At 72.1% G+C, this 17,322-nt stretch carries 17 protein-coding genes, 2 tRNA genes and 1 pseudogene; 9 read left to right on the top strand and 11 right to left on the bottom strand.

Features of this window, described 5'->3' with window-relative positions:
• Window positions 1-36 precede the first annotated feature (36 nt).
• Complete coding sequence (locus NRK68_RS07535) at window positions 37-642, top strand: TetR/AcrR family transcriptional regulator (protein WP_183069375.1); 606 nt, start codon at window positions 37-39, stop codon at window positions 640-642.
• An 89-nt stretch (window positions 643-731) separates the two neighbouring features.
• On the opposite strand, the gene NRK68_RS07530 is transcribed toward NRK68_RS07535, so the two are convergent.
• From NRK68_RS07530 to NRK68_RS07500, 7 genes are all read right to left on the bottom strand, one after another.
• Entirely contained in the window at window positions 732-1,976 is a 1,245-nt protein-coding gene (locus NRK68_RS07530; RefSeq protein ID WP_183069376.1) for an acyl-CoA dehydrogenase family protein, read from the bottom strand.
• Window positions 1,977-1,986: 10 nt separating this feature from the next.
• Window positions 1,987-3,054, bottom strand: a complete 1,068-nt coding sequence (locus tag NRK68_RS07525; RefSeq protein ID WP_183069377.1) for a phosphotransferase family protein — start codon at window positions 3,052-3,054, stop codon at window positions 1,987-1,989.
• A gap of 200 nt (window positions 3,055-3,254) precedes the next feature.
• On the bottom strand, window positions 3,255-4,166 hold the full coding sequence (locus NRK68_RS07520; RefSeq protein WP_257855393.1) for an MBL fold metallo-hydrolase: 912 nt from the start codon (window positions 4,164-4,166) through the stop codon (window positions 3,255-3,257).
• Window positions 4,167-4,310: 144 nt separating this feature from the next.
• Window positions 4,311-4,607: a hypothetical protein gene (locus NRK68_RS07515; RefSeq protein ID WP_183069379.1), complete on the bottom strand. Its 297-nt coding sequence runs from the start codon at window positions 4,605-4,607 to the stop codon at window positions 4,311-4,313.
• An 82-nt stretch (window positions 4,608-4,689) separates the two neighbouring features.
• Entirely contained in the window at window positions 4,690-5,001 is a 312-nt protein-coding gene (locus NRK68_RS07510) for a DUF202 domain-containing protein (protein ID WP_183069402.1), read from the bottom strand.
• Window positions 5,002-5,003: 2 nt separating this feature from the next.
• Complete coding sequence (locus tag NRK68_RS07505; protein WP_030963723.1) at window positions 5,004-5,402, bottom strand: YidH family protein; 399 nt, start codon at window positions 5,400-5,402, stop codon at window positions 5,004-5,006.
• Between the two features lie 9 nt (window positions 5,403-5,411).
• Window positions 5,412-5,942, bottom strand: a complete 531-nt coding sequence (locus NRK68_RS07500; protein WP_220819582.1) for an NUDIX hydrolase — start codon at window positions 5,940-5,942, stop codon at window positions 5,412-5,414.
• A 76-nt stretch (window positions 5,943-6,018) separates the two neighbouring features.
• On the opposite strand from NRK68_RS07500, the gene NRK68_RS07495 reads away from it, so the two are divergent.
• Window positions 6,019-7,674: an FAD-binding dehydrogenase gene (locus NRK68_RS07495; RefSeq protein ID WP_183069380.1), complete on the top strand. Its 1,656-nt coding sequence runs from the start codon at window positions 6,019-6,021 to the stop codon at window positions 7,672-7,674.
• 101 nt (window positions 7,675-7,775) lie between these two features.
• On the opposite strand, the gene NRK68_RS07490 is transcribed toward NRK68_RS07495, so the two are convergent.
• Complete coding sequence (locus tag NRK68_RS07490) at window positions 7,776-8,201, bottom strand: ASCH domain-containing protein (RefSeq protein ID WP_183069381.1); 426 nt, start codon at window positions 8,199-8,201, stop codon at window positions 7,776-7,778.
• 381 nt (window positions 8,202-8,582) lie between these two features.
• Between NRK68_RS07490 and NRK68_RS07485 the strand changes: the two genes are divergently transcribed.
• From NRK68_RS07485 to NRK68_RS07475, 3 genes are all read left to right on the top strand, one after another.
• On the top strand, window positions 8,583-9,530 hold the full coding sequence (locus NRK68_RS07485) for a hypothetical protein (protein WP_183069382.1): 948 nt from the start codon (window positions 8,583-8,585) through the stop codon (window positions 9,528-9,530).
• 117 nt (window positions 9,531-9,647) lie between these two features.
• Entirely contained in the window at window positions 9,648-11,192 is a 1,545-nt protein-coding gene (locus tag NRK68_RS07480; RefSeq protein ID WP_183067697.1) for an APC family permease, read from the top strand.
• A gap of 209 nt (window positions 11,193-11,401) precedes the next feature.
• Window positions 11,402-12,841, top strand: a complete 1,440-nt coding sequence (locus NRK68_RS07475; protein WP_257855392.1) for an amino acid permease — start codon at window positions 11,402-11,404, stop codon at window positions 12,839-12,841.
• A 334-nt stretch (window positions 12,842-13,175) separates the two neighbouring features.
• On the opposite strand, the gene NRK68_RS07470 is transcribed toward NRK68_RS07475, so the two are convergent.
• Both NRK68_RS07470 and NRK68_RS07465 read right to left on the bottom strand, forming a co-directional pair.
• Window positions 13,176-13,263: transfer RNA gene (locus tag NRK68_RS07470), tRNA-Leu, on the bottom strand.
• A 143-nt stretch (window positions 13,264-13,406) separates the two neighbouring features.
• A tRNA-Leu gene (locus tag NRK68_RS07465) sits at window positions 13,407-13,494 on the bottom strand.
• A gap of 173 nt (window positions 13,495-13,667) precedes the next feature.
• On the opposite strand from NRK68_RS07465, the gene NRK68_RS07460 reads away from it, so the two are divergent.
• The 3 genes and pseudogenes from NRK68_RS07460 to NRK68_RS07450 form a co-directional block, all read left to right on the top strand.
• Window positions 13,668-14,993, top strand: a complete 1,326-nt coding sequence (locus NRK68_RS07460) for a M20/M25/M40 family metallo-hydrolase (RefSeq protein ID WP_046780538.1) — start codon at window positions 13,668-13,670, stop codon at window positions 14,991-14,993.
• Between the two features lie 131 nt (window positions 14,994-15,124).
• Entirely contained in the window at window positions 15,125-15,358 is a 234-nt protein-coding gene (gene chpH / locus NRK68_RS07455; protein WP_030963738.1) for a chaplin ChpH, read from the top strand.
• A 158-nt stretch (window positions 15,359-15,516) separates the two neighbouring features.
• Window positions 15,517-15,702 (top strand): annotated as a pseudogene (locus NRK68_RS07450) (chaplin); the annotation flags it as partial.
• Between the two features lie 651 nt (window positions 15,703-16,353).
• Here NRK68_RS07450 and NRK68_RS07445 read toward each other — a convergent pair.
• Window positions 16,354-16,542: a DUF5703 family protein gene (locus NRK68_RS07445; RefSeq protein ID WP_030037337.1), complete on the bottom strand. Its 189-nt coding sequence runs from the start codon at window positions 16,540-16,542 to the stop codon at window positions 16,354-16,356.
• Between the two features lie 47 nt (window positions 16,543-16,589).
• Between NRK68_RS07445 and NRK68_RS07440 the strand changes: the two genes are divergently transcribed.
• On the top strand, window positions 16,590-17,294 hold the full coding sequence (locus NRK68_RS07440; RefSeq protein WP_257855390.1) for a hypothetical protein: 705 nt from the start codon (window positions 16,590-16,592) through the stop codon (window positions 17,292-17,294).
• The last annotated feature ends 28 nt before the right edge of the window (window positions 17,295-17,322 follow it).

Below are 17,322 nucleotides of genomic sequence, written 5' to 3'. Positions count from 1 at the left end.
GGCAGGAACGAGAACGAGGAAGGGAAGGTCAGCACCATGGCGGCCAGGACCACGGAACCCGCAGGGACGCACGATGCCCCGGTACCGCAGCGGCTGCTGGCCGTCGCCACCCGGCTGTTCGCCGAGCGCGGCTACGACCGCACGTCCGTCCAGGAGATCGTCGAGGCGGCCGGGGTCACCAAGGGCGCGCTCTACCACTACTTCGGCTCCAAGGACGACCTGCTGCACGAGGTGTACGCGCGGATGCTGCGCCTGCAGCAGCAGCGCCTGGATGCGGTGGCCGCGTCCGACGCCCCCGTCGAGGAGCGGCTGCGGGCCGCGGCCGCCGACGTGGTCGTCACCACCATCGAGAACCTCGACGACGCCATGATCTTCTTCCGGTCGATGCACCAGCTCAGCCCGGAGAAGTTCAAGCAGGTACGGGCGGAGCGCCGGCGCTACCACGAGCGCTTCCGGGCACTGATCGAGGAGGGGCAGCGGACCGGCGTGTTCTCCACCGCCACCCCCGCCGACCTGGTGGTGGACTACCACTTCGGGTCCGTGCACCACCTGTCCACCTGGTACCGGGCGGACGGCCCGCTCACACCGCAGCAGGTCGCCGACCACCTCGCGGACCTGCTGCTGCGGGCGCTGCGGCCCTGATCCCCCGGGGGTGGCCGGCGAGGGGTGGCCGGTGTGCGGCCCCCGGGCCCCCGGCCCCGGACGTACCGGGACCGGGGACCGGACCCCCACTACATGTACTGCCGCAGTTCGCGGCGGGCCAGGGAGCGCTGGTGGACCTCGTCCGGGCCGTCGGCCAGACGCAGGGTGCGCGCCGCCGCCCACAGTTCGGCCAGCGGGAAGTCCTGGCTCACCCCGCCCGCGCCGTGCAACTGCACCGCGTCGTCCAGGATCCGCACCACCGCCCGCGGCGTCGCGATCTTGATGGCCTGGATCTCGGTGTGCGCGCCCCGGTTCCCGACCGTGTCCATCAGCCAGGCCGTCTTGAGCACCAGCAGCCGCAACTGCTCCACCGTCACCCGGGCGTCGGCGATCCAGTTCTGTACGACGCCCTGCGCGGCCAGCGGCTTGCCGAAGGCCGTACGCTCCACCGCCCGTCGGCACATCAGCTCGATGGCCCGCTCCGCCATGCCGATCAGCCGCATGCAGTGGTGGATGCGGCCCGGACCGAGCCGCGCCTGGGCGATGGCGAAGCCCCCGCCCTCCTCGCCGATCAGGTTCGCCGCCGGGACCCGTACCCCGTCGAACACCACCTCGGCGTGACCGCCGTGGTCGTGGTCCTCGTACCCGTACACCGTCATGGCGCGGCGCACCTCGACGCCCGGGGTGTCCCGCGGGACCAGGATCATCGACTGCTGGCGGCGCGGATCGGCGCCCTCCGGGTCGGTCTTGCCCATCACGATGAAGACCTTGCAGTCCGGGTTCATGGCACCGGAGATGAACCACTTGCGGCCCGTGACCACGTACTCGTCACCCACGCGCTCGATCCGGGTCTCGACGTTGGTCGCGTCCGAGGAGGCCACCTCGGGCTCCGTCATCGCGAACGCGGACCGGATCTCGCCCTCCAGCAGCGGCTCCAGCCACTGCTTCTTCTGCTCCTCGCTGCCGAACTGGGCCAGCAGCTCCATGTTCCCGGTGTCCGGAGCCGCGCAGTTGGTCGCCGTCGGGGCCAGGTGCGGGCTGCGGCCGGTGATCTCCGCCAGCGGGGCGTACTGGAGGTTGGTCAGTCCCGCGCCGTGCCCCCCGCCGTTCCCGGAGCCCGGAAGGCCGTGCTGGTCCACGAAGAAGAGGTTCCACAGGCCCTGACGGCGCGCCTCGGCCTTCAGTTCACCGAAGACGGCCGGGGTGTCCCAGGGCGAGGCCAGCCGTGCGCGCTGCTCGGCGGCGACGGGCTCCGCCGGGTAGACGTACTCCTCCATGAACGCGAGCAGCCGCTCGCGGAGTTCCTCGGTCCGGGCGTCGAATGCGAAGTCCATGCCGTGTGCCTCAGCCTTCCTGGCCGTTTTCGAATGGATGGAGGCCCTGGAGTGTGGTCAGCCCGTGCTCGATGAAGACCGGGACCAGCTCGCCGATCCGGTCGAAGCCCGCGCCGAGGGTCTGCCCGAGCGTGTAGCGGTAGTGGATGCCCTCGAGGATCACCGCGAGTTTGAACCAGGCGAAGGCCGTGTACCAGGCGATGGCCCCGGTGTCCCGCCCCGACCGGGCCGCGTACCGCTCGACCAGTTCGGCGGGCGTCGGATGCCCCGGAGCCCCGCTCGTCGTACTGACCGGGGACGCGGCCAGGCCCAGGTCGGAGCTGTACATCACCAGCAGCCCGAGGTCCGTCAGCGGATCCCCGAGCGTGGACATCTCCCAGTCCAGCACCGCCCGGATCTCGTCGGTGCCGGACGGGGACGTGCCGATCAGCACGTTGTCGAGCCGGTAGTCGCCGTGCACCACGGTCGGGGCGGGGGAGCGGGGCAGCCGGCGGCCCAGGGTGCCGTGCAGCTCGTCGATCCCGGCGAGGTCGCGCCCCCGGGAGGCCGCGAGCTGCTTGCCCCAGCGCCGCAGCTGCCGGTCGAGGAAGCCCTCCGGCCGGCCGAAGTCGCCCAGGCCCACCGCCTCCGGATCCACCGCGTGCAGTTCGACGAGGGTGTCCACCAGGCCGAGCACGGCCCGCCGGGTGCGGTCCGGGCCGATCGCCGCCAGCTCGCCGGCCGTGCGGTACGGCACCCCGTCCACGTACTCCATGACGTAGAACGGTGCCCCGAGCACCTCCTCGTCCTCGCACAGCAGCACCGGCTCCGGCACCGGCACGGCCGTTTCGTGCAGCGCCGCGATGACCCGGTGCTCGCGGCGCATGTCATGGGCGGTGGCCAGTACATGGCCCAGCGGAGGCCTGCGCACCACCCAGCGGGCGGTCCCGTCGGTGATCTCGTACGTGAGGTTCGACCGGCCGCCCTCGATCAGCCGGCCGCGCAGCGCACCGGCCACGAGTCCCGGCCGGACCCGGTCGAGATGACCGCGCAGCCGCTCCAGGTCCAGGCCTCGGGGGTCTGCCGGGGCTGGGGTCATGTGCGCACCTCCGTGCGGGGGAGTGGACGAGGACGAGGAGGAAGAGCGGAGGTGCGTCGGCGCACCTCCGCACGCCATGATGCCGACCAGTCGGTATGTCGTCCAGGGGGCGGGCCGAAAAGAACACTTCCGGCCCGCCGGGCTCAGGCCTGCCCGCCGGGCTCACGTCTGCCCGCAGGTCTCAGGCCGGCCCGCCGGTCTCAGGCGTGGCAGAGGATCGGCGTACCGCCGTTCATCACCGTCATGTCCCGCAGGACCGCCAGTATGTCCAGCGGCGCGCCCTGCGGCTCCCCGGCCAGCTCCGCGTAGGCCCGGTGCACGTTCGCCACCAGCCGCTCGCTCTCCCGCCACGCGGCGAACTCGCCGAGGTCGGCCTGCCGGGCGACCTCCAGCGGGGTCAGCCCCTTGGCCCGCCCCTCCCGCGCCAGCTCGGCCACGTAGCGCAGGTAGCGCTCGGTGGAGTCGTAGGCCGACGGGTCGGTCAGCGGTCCGTGGCCCGGTACGACGGTCTCCGCGTCCAGCGACCGCAGCAGCTCCAGCGCCCGCAGGGAGCCGGCGAGCGAGCCCATGGCCAGGAACGGCGTGCCCCCGGCGAAGACCAGGTCGCCGGTGAAGACCACCCGCTGCCGGGGCAGCCAGACGACCGAGTCCCCGGTGGTGTGCGCGACGCCCGGGTGGACGACCTGCACCTCGGTCCCGCCCACGTGCACGGTCGCCCGGTCGCTGTAGGTGAGGTCGGGTGCGGTGATCTCTATCGCCCCGAAGTCCGTCGCGGGCCAGATCATCTCCAGCTGGTGGCCGGCGGCGAGCTGCTCGGCCCGGGCGTTGTCGTGCCCGAGGACCAGCGCCTGCGGAGTGAAGACGGAGTTGCCGTAGGTGTGGTCGCCGTGGTGGTGGGTGTTCACCACGGTCCGCGGGAGCGGCACCCCGGCCGCCACGACCGCGTCGCGCAGCGCCAGGGCCCGCCGCTCGGTGGCGGCCGTGTCGACGAGCAGCGTGCGGCCGCCGTCGCTCACGAAGCCGGCGTTGTTCAGGCACCAGCCGCCGTCGGGCTGCACATAGGCGTACACCCCCGGCGCGGGCTGGACGAGGTACGGGTCGTCGACGGGCATCTGCGCTCTCCCCGGGTCGCTCTGACAGTCGGTCGGCATCCTGCCAGCCGTCGCCGCGCGAGGGAGGAGCGGGTGTCGTCCGCCGCCGTACCCAGAGGTCCGGGACGGACGCCCGGGGGAGTCGCTCAGGGGTGGCGGCGCCCGTCAGTGGTCGTCGTAGTGCCCGTCGTGCGCGGCGTGCCGGTGCCCGTCGTGCAGGTAGTCGACGTGGTCGCCGTGCCGGACCGTGTCGTGCCCGCAGCCCGCGCCGTGCGCGTGGGCGTGCCCCTCGTGGGCGGTGTGGCCGGCCGGCTCGCACTCGTCCCAGTGCCCCGAGTGCTCCCGGTGCAGGTGGCCGTCGTGCGCGTAGTCCACGTGGTCGCCGTGCGGAACCGCCTGGTGGCCGCAGTCCGTGCCGTGCGCGTGCTCGTGCGTCGGGTGTTCGTGGTGGAGGGTCGTCATGGGGCCGAGACTAGTGCGAATGGTCGGCTATCGCCCGTTGTGTCCTGATCGCCGGGGGAAGTGGGACGATCCGGCGGACGGATCAGAGGATGACCGCCACCGCGAACACCGCCAGCGCCACCGTGCACACGACCACCACCAGGGCCGACGCGGGCTCCAGCACCCGCGGCCGGACGGCCGCCAGCGCCCGGATCCTGCGGTGCGCCACCCACAGGAACACCAGCCAGATCAGCCCGATCACCGCGGCCCCGGCCAGCTCCGCCGGCGAGCCGGACCCACGCAGCGCCTGCCGCAGCGCCAGGACCGCCACCACCGAGGACGCGAGCGTCGTACGCCGCCACGCGAGCCGGGTCCGCTCCGGCTGCAATCCGGCGTCGCGGTCCGTGCCCGGAATGCTCACCGCCCCGACGTCCAGCCCAGCAGCACGACCACCACCATCGCCACCGCGACCAGTCCCACGCCCAGGCTCAGCACCACCGGGAACCGCGACAGTGGCAGGTCCTCGTGCCGCCGCATCGCCCGCTCGCAGCGCACCCAGTGGTTCACCGCCCGCAGCGCGCAGGCCGCACCGACCGCGAGCAGCGCGAAGGCCATGCCCACCCGCACCCCCCACCGCAGGTCGGGCAGGAACTGGTCGACGGCGAAACCACCGCCGACCAGGGCCAGCGCGGTCCGGATCCAGGCGAGGAACGTACGCTCGTTGGCCAGCGAGAAGCGGTAGTCGGGGGTGTCGCCCTCGTCCTTCAGCCGCGACGGCGCGAACCACAGGCGTACGTCCTTGACGAAGTCGATCACCTGATCAATCTACTGGCGGGACCCGCGGTGCGCGCGCAGCCGCCGGTAGGCCTCCAGCCCGTCGGGCACCCACGGCCACTCCCCGCTCCCGATCCGCCGGTCCAGCTCCTCCCGCGTGAGGAAGGCGTACCAGTCCACCTCGGAGACCTGCGGGGCCACCGGCAGCTCGCACCGCACTTCGTGCACGGCGGACCACCAGGCCCCGCCCGGGCCCTCGTACAGGAACGTGAACAGGGGCTCCGGCTGCGGCAGCCCCCGTACGCCCAACTCCTCCTCGGCCTCCCGCAGCGCGGCCCGCCCGTAGCTCTCGCCGGCGCCCACCACCCCGCCCACGAACATGTCGTAGTGCGCGGGGAAGACGAGCTTCGACGCGGTCCTCCGGTGTACGAAGATCCGGTCCTGCGCGTCCCTGGCCAGCACGAACACACAGCGGTGGATCAGCCCGCGGGCGTACACCTCGCCCCGCGGGGCCTGCCCGGTGACCCGGTCGTCCCGGTCCACCACGTCCAGTACTTCATCAGCGGCACTCACAAGGTCCATCCAAGCACCGCTGTTGACTGGTTACCGCTCCGTAGCAAAGGATCTGCCCCACCAGCGACGGAGGACGGGTATCCGCATGACGTACGACGCAGACGTGATCGTGATCGGAGCCGGGCTCGCGGGCCTCGTGGCCACCGCCGAGCTCGTCGACGCGGGCCGCAAGGTCATCCTGCTCGACCAGGAGCCGGAACGGTCCGTCGGAGGCCAGGCGCACTGGTCCTTCGGCGGGCTGTTCCTCGTGGACTCGCCCGAGCAGCGCCGGATGCGGATCAAGGACAGCCGGGACCTCGCCCTCCAGGACTGGCTGGGCACCGCGGGTTTCGACCGCGAGGAGGACGCCTGGCCGCGCCGCTGGGCCGAGGCCTACGTCGACTTCGCGGCCGGGGAGAAGCGCCCCTGGCTGCACGCCCGCGGTGTCCGCTTCTTCCCTGTCGTCGGCTGGGCCGAGCGCGGCGGCTACGACGCGAACGGCCACGGCAACTCGGTCCCCCGCTTCCACATCACCTGGGGCACCGGCCCCGGACTGGTCGAGCCGTTCGAACGGCGGGTCCGGGAAGGCGTCGCCCGCGGCCTGGTCCGCCTGGCGTTCCGGCACCGGGTGACCGGGCTGGCCGCCACCGCCGGCGCCGTGGACACCGTCACCGGTGAGATCCTGGAGCCGTCCGACGCCGTACGGGGCACCGCCAGCAGCCGCGAGGCCACCGGCTCCTTCTCCCTGCGGGCCCAGGCCGTGATCGTCACCAGCGGCGGCATCGGCGGCAACCACGACCTCGTCCGCGCCCAGTGGCCCGCCCGGCTCGGCACCCCGCCCGAGCGGATGCTGTCCGGGGTCCCCGCGCATGTCGACGGCCTGATGCTGGGCATCGCGGAGGCGGCGGGCGCCAGCCACATCAACAAGGACCGGATGTGGCACTACACCGAGGGCATCCAGAACTGGGACCCGATCTGGGCCAAGCACGGCATCCGCATCCTCCCCGGTCCGTCCCCGCTCTGGCTGGACGCCACCGGCAAGCGGCTGCCCGTACCGCTCTTCCCCGGCTTCGACACCCTCGGCACGCTCGACCACATCATGAAGACGGGCCACGACCACACCTGGTTCGTGCTCAACCAGCGCATCATCGGCAAGGAGTTCGCCCTCTCCGGCTCCGAGCAGAACCCCGACCTCACCGGCCGTTCGGTGCGCGACGTCATCAACCGGGCGCGCCAGGCCGTACCCGGCCCGGTCAAGGCCTTCATGGACAACGGCGCCGACTTCGTCGTCGAGCGCGACCTGTCCGCCCTCGTGCGCGGCATGAACGCGGTGACCAAGGAGGACCTCCTCGACGAGGCCACCGTCCGGCGCGAGATCGTGGCCCGCGACCGGGAGATCGCCAACCCCTTCACCAAGGACCTCCAGGTGACGGCCATCCACGGAGCCCGCCGCTACCTCGGCGACAAGCTGATCCGCACCGCCGCCCCGCACCGGATCCTGGACCCCAAGGCCGGTCCGCTGATCGCGGTACGGCTCTCCATCCTGACCCGCAAGTCGCTGGGCGGGCTGGAGACCGACCTGTCCTCCCGGGTGCTGACGGGCACGGGCGAACCGCTCCCGGGCGTCTACGCCGCGGGCGAGGCGGCCGGTTTCGGCGGCGGCGGCGTCCACGGCTACCGCGCCCTGGAGGGCACCTTCCTCGGCGGCTGCATCTTCTCCGGCCGCGCAGCCGGCCGAGCCGCAGCCCGGTCGGTGGCCTGACCCGCTCGCGGCGGTACGCGCGCCGGGCGCGGTGCGGCGTCCGCGGCCCCGCCCCGGCCCGCCCCGGCTCGCCCCGGCCCGCTCCGGGCCGGGCCGGAGCGTCAGGCCAGGCGTTCGATGACTCGGAAGCGTTCCGCGATGACGAGGGTGTCGTCGTCGACCGTGAACCCCAGGTCGCCGATCACCGTCCGCACCGGCTCGCTGTGCCAGAACTCCTCGTGTGCCGTACGCCATTCGGCCACCGACGTGTATCCCTCCCCCTCGTCGAGCGCGTGCTCCAGCGTCACCTCGGCGAGCCGCAGGACCTCCACGGCCGTCACCTCCACCACCGCCACGCCGCGCTCGTCGGAGTCGACCAGCAGGGATCGCGAGCCGGGCTCCGGCAGCGGTTCCCGCTCCGCCTCGTACTCGGCGAGCAGGCCGGTGGTGCTGGTCTTCGCCCCGCTCAGCACGGCCGCGACCAGCTGGTCCCGCAACGGGCCGGGGAACCCCAGAAGGTAGGGGGGAAGATCGTCATATGCAGTCATACGGGCACCCTACGGCGCGGCCCGCGGCGGCCCGGAACGAATATCGCGCGCCAACTGGCACGGCCCGCGGAGCAGTTGAAACCCGCCACGCAGTGGACTGGACCTTGACTCGGAGCTGCGCGTACCGCTTTGCTGTGCGTGATCACCGGAGTGCGTACCGGAGTTCCGGCCGGATTCCGGCCGGTTCCGCCCGTGTTCCGGGCGACCCCTCGAGTTCCACCGCACTTCCTCCGGAGTTCCGTCGGGGCTTCCGCCGAGCTCCACCGGCACGATCCCCGGAGCCCAGCCCGACCGCCGACCGTGCGCGTGCGCCCCGCGCGTGCGACGGCCCCCACCGAACCCGATCCCCCGTCCACCCGCGTCCTGGAGGGAAACCCGCGGATGTCCCCGCCTCCGCCGCCCCTCGGCCGCGCCCGCAAGCGGGACGCCCAGCTCTTCGACCCGGCCCTCTGCGACGCCGAACTCATCGACGTGCGCACCCAGTTCACCCAGGGACGCTGGGCCAGGGTCCGTTCCCTCCTCGTCGGCACCGGCGACGACTGGGACCGCCGGGGCCACCGCGTCGTCGTCCTCGCCCAGACCCCGGCGGCCACCGCCTGGGCCCGCGAGTGGCTGCTGGCCGAACCGGACAGCGCCGACGCCGCCACCCTCCTCGCCTGCGCCGCCGTCTTCGGCGCCCTGCGCCGCAAGGGCACCCCGGCCGCGGCCGAGGAGGCCTGCCGCCGGGCCGCCGCCCTGCTCCCCGACGACCCCACGCCCTGGCTCGGACTGCTCCTGCTGTCCCGCGCCTTTGGCACCGAGGAGGAGTTCAGCCGCCACTTCGACCAGGTCCGGGCCCGCCACCGCGAGCACCACCACGCCCACCACCTCATGGTGGCGAGGCTGGCCGAACGCACCCTCGGCCCCGGCCAGGGCCCGCTCCACGAGGTCTACGACTTCGCGGCCTGGGCCGCCGAGGAGTCCCCGGCCGACTCGCCGCTGGCCGTCCTCCCCGTCGTCGCGCACGCCGAGCGCTACCGGGTGCTCGCCGCCACGCAGGGCCACACCCCCGAGGCGGCCGCCGCGCACTGGGAGGGACGCCGCGCCCGCCAGGTCCTGCGCTCCGCCTTCGACTGGTGGCTGGAGTGGGAGCGCGACGACCACCCCCGCAACCGGGTCGACCTCAACTTCCTCGCCCACGCCAAACTCTGCGAGGGCCGCCCCGCCGAGGCCGCCGCGCTCTTCCACCGCATCGGCAGCCACGCGACCCCCGCCCCCTGGTCCTATCCCGACCGGGACCCGCAGAAGGCCTTCCTCGCGGCGCGCAACGTCGCGCTCGGCACCGCCTGACCCCCACGCCCCCACTCCGACCCACCCCGCCCCCACTCCGACCCACCCCCGCCCCACCCCACCCCGCTCCACCCCCATCCGCCCCCGAAAGAACCGCGCCCCCGAAAGGACGCCGCCATGCCGACGGGCAGACCCACCACGCTCCAGGAGCCGTCCGAGATACGCACCTACAAGGGCCAGGACCGCGCTCTGCGCGCCGACCGCCTCGGCACCGCCGGCCTGCTGCTCTCCGTACTCGCCGCGAGCGCCCCCCTCATGGTGGTCGCGGGTGTCATGCCCACGACATTCGGCCTGATGGGTGTCGTCGGACAGCCCCTGCTCTTCGTCATCCTGGGCCTCGTCCTCGCGCTGTTCAGCGTCGGCTACGCCGAGATGAGCCGCCACGTCCACAACGCCGGCGCCTTCTACGCCTACATCGCCCGCGGCCTCGGCCCCACCGCCGGCGCCGCCGCCTCGCTCGTCGCCCTCGTCGCGTACAGCGCCATGCAGGTCGGTGTCTACGGCATCCTCGGCTTCGAGATCTCCGGCCTCTTCGCCACGTACCTGCACATCGAACTCGCCTGGTGGATCCCCGCCCTGCTCGCCGTCGCCGTCACCGGCGCACTCGGCTGGCTGAAGATCGACCTCAACGCCAAGGTCCTCGGCGTCCTCCTGCTGATCGAGTGCGCCCTGGTCGTCGTCTTCGACGCCGCCGCCCTCACCGAGCCCGGCCCCGAAGGCCTCTCGCTGCACGCCTTCAACCCCGAGACCCTCTCCGGAGCCGGCCTCGGCACCGCCCTGTGCTTCTGCATCGCCGCCTTCGTCGGCTTCGAGCAGTCCCCGGTGTACGCCGAGGAGACCAGCAGGCCGCACATCGTCGTCTCCCGCGTGATGTTCCTCGCGGTCGGCTTCGTCGCCCTCTTCTTCGCCTTCAGCGCCTGGGCCCTCACCGTCGCCACCGGCCCCGGCGAGGTCGTCAGGACGGCCGGCGAGGCCGGTCCCGGCCTGCTCTTCCAGCTGACCGAGGCCCGCCTCGGCACCGCCTTCACCGACGTCCTCCACGTCCTGTTCGTGACCGGCATGTTCGCCGCCATGCTCAGCTTCCACAATGTGGTCGCCCGCTACGCCTTCGCCATGGGCCGCGAGGGCCTGCTCCCGGCCGCCTTCGGCCGCACCAACGCCGGCACCGGCGCCCCCGCCACCGGCTCGCTGCTCCAGACCGGCGTCGCGACCCTCGTCGTCCTCGCCTTCGCGGTCACCGACGACCTCCCGGCCGGCGACCCCACCGCCCCCGTCCTGCACCTGTTCACCTGGATGGGCAGCGTCGGCGCCCTCGGTGTGACACTCCTCATGGCCGCCGCCTCCTTCGCCGTGATCGCCTTCTTCGTCCGCCGCGGCACCGCCGGGGCCCAGGTCTGGCGGCTCGCCGCGGCCGGCGCCGCGGGCCTCGCCCTGCTCGCCATCGCCATCTACACCGTGAAGGACTTCGGCGTCCTCGTCGGCGCCGAGAAGGGCTCCGCCCTCAGCTGGGTCCTGCCCGGCGTCATCGGCGCCGCCGTCGTCGTCGGGCTGCTGTACGGGGTCCTCCTGCGCCGCAGCCGCCCCGAGGTCCACGCCCGCATCGGACTCGGCAACGAAGCCTTCCGTCTCGATCAGGCGGCCGATGTCACACCCGCCGACTGACCTCGCTTTCGAGGCTCTACGAAGCCCCCGACGCCCGTTTCCAAGGTCGTCGGGGGCTTCGGCGTGCAGGGGGCGATTTTGGCGGCTGGCAGAGCCTCGTGGTCTCCTATGGCGATCAAAACACCCGGAACGCGTCACAGGGGACACCACCCAGCTCCCCTGCGAGGCCGTCCGGGCTGCCTGTCCCACCCACGAAGGCGAAGTCGTAGATGAGTGACCGCACCTTGACCGAGGCACCCGCCCCGGCGTCCTCCCGCCATGTCGACGCCGGTGACGAGGGTTACAGCAAGGACCTCAAGTCCCGCCACATCAACATGATCGCGATCGGCGGAGCGATAGGCACCGGCCTGTTCCTCGGCGCGGGCGGCCGCCTCGCCGGCGCCGGCCCCTCCCTCGCGATCGCCTACGCCGTGTGCGGCGTCTTCGCCTTCTTCGTGGTCAGGGCCCTCGGCGAGCTCGTCCTCTACCGGCCCTCCTCCGGCGCCTTCGTCTCCTACGCCCGCGAGTTCATGGGCGAGAAGGGCGCGTACACCGCCGGCTGGCTGTACTTCCTGAACTGGTCCACCACCACCGTGGCCGACATCACGGCCGCCGCCGTGTTCGCCCACTACTGGTCCGCCTTCACCGACGTACCCCAGTGGGTCCTCGCGTTCATCGCCCTCGCCATCGTCCTCACCGCCAACCTGATCTCGGTGAAGTACTTCGGCGAGATGGAGTTCTGGTTCTCCATCGTCAAGGTCAGCGCCCTGGTGATCTTCATGCTGGTCGCCATCTACCTGGTCGCCACCAGCCACCCGATCGACGGCCACACCCCGGGCCTCGCGACCATCACCGACAACGGCGGCCTCTTCCCCTCCGGCGTCCTCCCGATGCTCCTGGTCGTCCAGGGCGTCGTCTTCGCGTACGCCTCCGTCGAGCTGTGCGGCGTCGCCGCGGGCGAGACCGAGAACCCGGAGAAGATCATGCCGAAGGCGATCAACTCCATCATGTGGCGCGTCGGTGTCTTCTACGTCGGCTCGGTCGTCCTGCTGGCCCTGCTGCTCCCGTACACGGCCTACTCCGCCGACCAGTCCCCGTTCGTGACCGTCTTCGACAAGCTGGGCATCCCCGGCACCGCGGGCATCATGAACCTGGTCGTGCTGACCGCCGCCCTGTCCTCGCTGAACTCCGGCCTGTACTCCACCGGCCGCATCCTGCGCTCGATGGCCCTGTCCGGCTCCGCCCCGAAGTTCACCGGCGTCATGAACAAGGGCAAGGTCCCCTACGGCGGCGTCCTGTTCACCGCCGCCTTCGGTGTCGCCGGCGTCGGCCTGAACTACTTCATGCCCGGCGAGGCCTTCGAGATCGTCCTCAACCTCGCCTCCATCGGCATCCTCGGCACCTGGGGCATGGTCATGCTCTGCTCGCTGTTCTTCTGGCACCGCTCGAAGAACGGCCTGGTCTCCCGCCCGTCCTACCGCCTGCCCTGGGCCCCCTACACCCAGATCGTGACCCTGATCTTCCTCGCCACGGTCCTGGTCCTGATGTGGTGCGACGGAGGCGTCGGCCGCACCACGGTCATGCTCGTCCCGGTCATCGCCGCCGCCCTGGTCGGCGGCTGGTTCCTGGTCCGCGGCCGAGTCGCCGAACTGGCCACCCCCCGCGACTGACCCCAGCACCCCGCACCCCGCGGTCCACGAGACCCCCGCGCCGGAACCCGTTCCCGCGCGGGGGTCTCGCCGTTCACTCCGGGCCACGGGACCGGGCTCCCGGCCGCGCCACCGGGACTTCGCGCGGCAGGGCCGCCGGAGGTCCGTAGGACGCCCTGAACTGCCGAGACGGGCGCCTGTGGGCTGGGAAGCCACCGCGTGCGTTCCGGTGGCGCAGGGCGCAGGGCGCAGGGCGCAGGGCGCGCGGGACGGTACGTACGCCGTTTCCGTCCCCCGCACTGGCCGGAAACGCACGAGAGGCCGGTCGGGATTTCTCCTGACCGGCCTCTCGCCGTGGTGTCCGAGGGGGGACTTGAACCCCCACGCCCGATAAAGGGCACTAGCACCTCAAGCTAGCGCGTCTGCCATTCCGCCACCCGGACCGGGTGTGTGTCGTGCGGCCCCACGGGCCGTTGCGACGAGCGAAACACTACCAAACATTCCGGGGTCGCCGCCGCGCGCCCGGTGCCGCCTGCGGCGGCTTCCGGGAACGAAGAAGGACCCCGCCGAAGCGGGGTCCTTCTGCTGGTGTCCGAGGGGGGACTTGAACCCCCACGCCCGATAAAGGGCACTAGCACCTCAAGCTAGCGCGTCTGCCATTCCGCCACCCGGACCGGGTGAGTGCCGTCCGTCCCTCGCGGGCCGTTCCGACGTGGAAAACATTACCAAACGGCGGGGGGTCCTCGATCACACCCCCCGACGGCCGGGGATCGCCCTTGGGGAGAGCGGCCCGGGGGCGCGAGGATGGGAGGGTTCGGTACTGCGTGGATCAGTGGGAGGAAGCAGCGTGAGCCAGGCGAGCGCGGGCAAGACCGTCTCCGGCGAGGACGAGGTCGTCGACCTCTGCCGGGACCTCATCCGGATCGACACCAGCAACTACGGCGACCACTCGGGCCCCGGGGAGCGCAAGGCGGCGGAGTGGGTCGCCGAGAAGCTCGCCGAGGTCGGGCTGGAGCCGCAGATCTTCGAATCGCACAAGGGCCGCGCCTCGACGGTGGCGCGGATCGAGGGGGAGGACCCCTCGCGGCCCGCGCTGCTGATCCACGGGCACACCGACGTGGTTCCGGCCAACGCGGCGGACTGGACGTACGACCCGTTCGCGGGCGAGATCGCCGACGGCTGCGTGTGGGGCCGCGGCGCCGTCGACATGAAGGACATGGACGCGATGACGCTGGCCGTCGTCCGCGACCGGATGCGCAGCGGCCGCAAGCCCCCGCGGGACATCGTGCTGGCCTTCCTCGCCGACGAGGAGGCGGGCGGCATCTACGGCGCCCGCCACCTCGTCGACAAGCACCCGGGGCTGTTCGAGGGCGTCACCGAGGCGATCGGTGAGGTCGGCGGGTTCTCCTTCACCGTGAACGAGAACCTCCGGCTCTACCTCGTGGAGACCGCCCAGAAGGGCATGCACTGGATGCGGCTCACGGTGGAGGGCACCGCGGGCCACGGCTCCATGACCAACAACGACAACGCCATCACGGAGCTGTGCGAGGCCGTGGGCCGGCTCGGCCGCCACCAGTGGCCGGTGCGCGTGACCAAGACCGTACGGTCCTTCCTGGACGAGCTCTCGGACGCGCTCGGCACCCCCCTGGACCCGGACAACATGGACGCCACGCTCGCCAAGCTCGGCGGCATCGCCAAGATGGTCGGCGCGACCCTGCGGAACTCGGCGGCCCCGACGATGCTCGGCGCCGGCTACAAGGTCAACGTCATCCCGGGCCAGGCGACGGCCCACGTCGACGGCCGCTTCCTGCCGGGTTACGAGGACGAGTTCTTCGCCGACCTCGACCGCATCCTCGGCCCCCGCGTGAAGCGCGAGGACGTGCACGGGGACAGGGCGCTGGAGACGGACTTCGACGGCCGGCTGGTCGAGGCGATGCAGGGCGCCCTGAAGGCGGAGGACCCGATCGCGCGGGCGGTCCCGTACATGCTCTCGGGCGGTACGGACGCGAAGTCCTTCGACGACCTCGGCATCCGCTGCTTCGGTTTCGCGCCGCTGCAGCTGCCGCCGGAGCTGGACTTCGCCGGGATGTTCCACGGCGTGGACGAGCGGGTGCCGGTGGAGGGGCTGAAGTTCGGGGTGCGCGTGCTCGACCGGTTCATCGACAACGCCTGACATTCGAGAAGGTGTGCGCATTCCACTGAGAAGAGTGAATGCACTCATACGCTCGTAGCCCTGGTGATCCCTCCTCGTTACAGGTGGTGCGGTCCGCGGCTGGGACCGCACTTTGCCTACTAGGAGGAACAATGCTCAAGAAGGTTGTCGCCGCTGCGGCTGCCACCGGTGGTCTGGTTCTCGCGGGTGCGGGTCTGGCCGTCGCCGACGCGGGTGCCCAGGGTGCGGCCATCGGCTCCCCGGGTGTCCTGTCCGGCAACGTCGTCCAGGTCCCGGTCCACATCCCGGTGAACGTCTGCGGCAACACCGTGTCCGTCATCGGCCTGCTGAACCCGGCCTTCGGCAACACCTGCGTCAACGCCTGACGCGTCTGAAGTCTTCGGCCCCGGAGCGCAATCCAGCGCTCCGGGGCCACCGGGCTTTTACGGCCCGGAACCACTTTTCGGAGTACCAGGCGGGGGAGCCTGGGCGGCCGGGCCTCCGAGCGCCCGGCCGACACGTACACACCAGGGGACGAGTACAGATGCGACGACCGGCACAGGTCACCAGGAAGACCCTGATCACCATGGCTGCCGCGGGGGGTGTCCTCGCGCTCGCCGGGGGCCACGCACACGCGGATTCCGGCGCTTCGGGGCATGCGAAGAACTCTCCGGGCCTGCTGTCCGGGAACACCGTGCAGGCGCCCGTGGACGCGCCGGTGAACGCCTGCGGGAACACGGTGACGGTGGTGGGAGGCCTCAACCCGGCCTTCGGTAACCACTGCGCCAACACCTCGGGCCACGGCAAGCCGGGTCACCCCGGTCACCCGGGGCACCCGGGCAACCCTGGCCACCCGGGCAACCCCGGTAACCCGGGCAACCCTGGTAACCCGGGCGACGACGAACCGTGCGACGACCACCCGGGCAACCCCGGGAATCCGGGGAACCCTGGGAACCCTGGGAATCCGGGGAACCCTGGGACTCCGGGGAACCCTGGGAACCCCGGCAACCCGGGCAATCCTGGGAACCCCGGCAACCCGGGCAATCCTGGGAACCCCGGCAACCCGGGCAATCCCGGGAACCCCGGGAACCCTGGTACCCCCGGCAATCCTGGGAACCCCGGAACCCCGGGCACGCCCGGCACCCCGGGTAACCCCGGCACCCCGGCCAACCCGGGTACGGGTACTCCCGGCACGGGAACCGGCACCGGCACCGGCATCGGGGTGAACCCCAGCCTCGCCGAGACCGGGTCCGGCGACGTCCTGACCGCCGGCCTCCCGATCGCGGGTGGCCTGCTGCTCGCCGGCACCATCCTCTACCGGCGCTCCAGGAACGCCGCCTGACGGACATCAACACGCGGGCCCCGCCCCCGGGGCCCGCGTTCACCAGGTCGCGCGGACCTGACGGATGATCCGGCGGCGCAGCCGCACGCGGCGGCTGCCGTCCCGGTGCAGGCTCAGCCGGTCGATCTCCCAGTTCCCGTACTCGGCATGGTCGGTCAGCAGGCGGGTGGCCTCCTTGCGAGGAACCCCGCGGGGCACGTACACGTCGACAAATTCGTATTCCGGCATCGCATCTATTGTGCGGGCACAGCCCTGCTACGGATAGCGTCTGCTCTATGTCTGATGCCGCTCTGCCCACTGTTGCCGAGGTCCGCGCCGCCGCCGAGGCGGTCAAGGCCGCGCTCGACCGCCACCTCGCCGCGGTCGAGCGCAGGATCGGGGACGAGGATCCGGACGTCTACGCCGCCTTCAACGAACTCGCCGCCGCCGCCGAGGAGTACGACGAACTCCTCTACGACCGCTACGACGAGGTCACGCCCTTCGAGATCCCGACGCCCGAGGACGGCGTCCCGTACACCGGCCCCGCCGAGCCCGCCGCCTTCAGCGTGCTCATCCGCCGCGACTACGCCGTCGTCGAACCGGCGCGGCTGATCGCACAGGCCGAACGGGTCGCCGCGCACGACCTGGACGCCGACTTCGCCCACGACGGCGGCACCGCGGACGCCCTCGGCGTGCTCTTCGGGGAGTACGAACCCGACGAGATCGCCTCCCGCTCCAAGGACTTCGGGCTGGAGGAGGGCGACTCCACGCTCTGGATCGCCGCCTCGGAGGAGATGGCGGAACCGGGGGAGTGGCTGGGCTCGCCCTTCGCGCACACCGACCCGCAGGACGTGCTGCACCGCTTCGACGTCAGTTCCGTCTTCGACGAGGAGACGGACGAGTTCGACGAAATCGACGACCAGGCACAGGATCAGGGCAAGAGCCAGGGCCAGGACCGGGACGGGGGCCGGACCGCCCGGCCGGGACTGACCCCCGCCTGACCCCCGCCTGACACCGCGACCGCGCACC

The organism is Streptomyces yangpuensis (assembly GCF_024666385.1).
Classification (GTDB): domain Bacteria; phylum Actinomycetota; class Actinomycetes; order Streptomycetales; family Streptomycetaceae; genus Streptomyces; species Streptomyces yangpuensis.
The sequence above is the reverse complement of the archived record's forward strand: the minus strand, read 5'-3'. Positions and strand labels throughout refer to the sequence as shown.

Coding starts and splice junctions, on each gene's coding strand:
- NRK68_RS07515 (WP_183069379.1), bottom strand. CDS start 4,607: ATGACGACCCTCCACCACGAACACCCGACGCACGAGCACGCGCACGGC.
- NRK68_RS07440 (WP_257855390.1), top strand. CDS start 16,590: ATGTCTGATGCCGCTCTGCCCACTGTTGCCGAGGTCCGCGCCGCCGCC.
- NRK68_RS07525 (WP_183069377.1), bottom strand. CDS start 3,054: ATGACCCCAGCCCCGGCAGACCCCCGAGGCCTGGACCTGGAGCGGCTG.
- NRK68_RS07520 (WP_257855393.1), bottom strand. CDS start 4,166: ATGCCCGTCGACGACCCGTACCTCGTCCAGCCCGCGCCGGGGGTGTAC.
- NRK68_RS07500 (WP_220819582.1), bottom strand. CDS start 5,942: ATGGACCTTGTGAGTGCCGCTGATGAAGTACTGGACGTGGTGGACCGG.
- NRK68_RS07530 (WP_183069376.1), bottom strand. CDS start 1,976: ATGGACTTCGCATTCGACGCCCGGACCGAGGAACTCCGCGAGCGGCTG.
- NRK68_RS07480 (WP_183067697.1), top strand. CDS start 9,648: ATGCCGACGGGCAGACCCACCACGCTCCAGGAGCCGTCCGAGATACGC.
- NRK68_RS07490 (WP_183069381.1), bottom strand. CDS start 8,201: ATGACTGCATATGACGATCTTCCCCCCTACCTTCTGGGGTTCCCCGGC.
- chpH (WP_030963738.1), top strand. CDS start 15,125: ATGCTCAAGAAGGTTGTCGCCGCTGCGGCTGCCACCGGTGGTCTGGTT.
- NRK68_RS07495 (WP_183069380.1), top strand. CDS start 6,019: ATGACGTACGACGCAGACGTGATCGTGATCGGAGCCGGGCTCGCGGGC.
- NRK68_RS07475 (WP_257855392.1), top strand. CDS start 11,402: ATGAGTGACCGCACCTTGACCGAGGCACCCGCCCCGGCGTCCTCCCGC.
- NRK68_RS07445 (WP_030037337.1), bottom strand. CDS start 16,542: ATGCCGGAATACGAATTTGTCGACGTGTACGTGCCCCGCGGGGTTCCT.
- NRK68_RS07535 (WP_183069375.1), top strand. CDS start 37: ATGGCGGCCAGGACCACGGAACCCGCAGGGACGCACGATGCCCCGGTA.
- NRK68_RS07485 (WP_183069382.1), top strand. CDS start 8,583: ATGTCCCCGCCTCCGCCGCCCCTCGGCCGCGCCCGCAAGCGGGACGCC.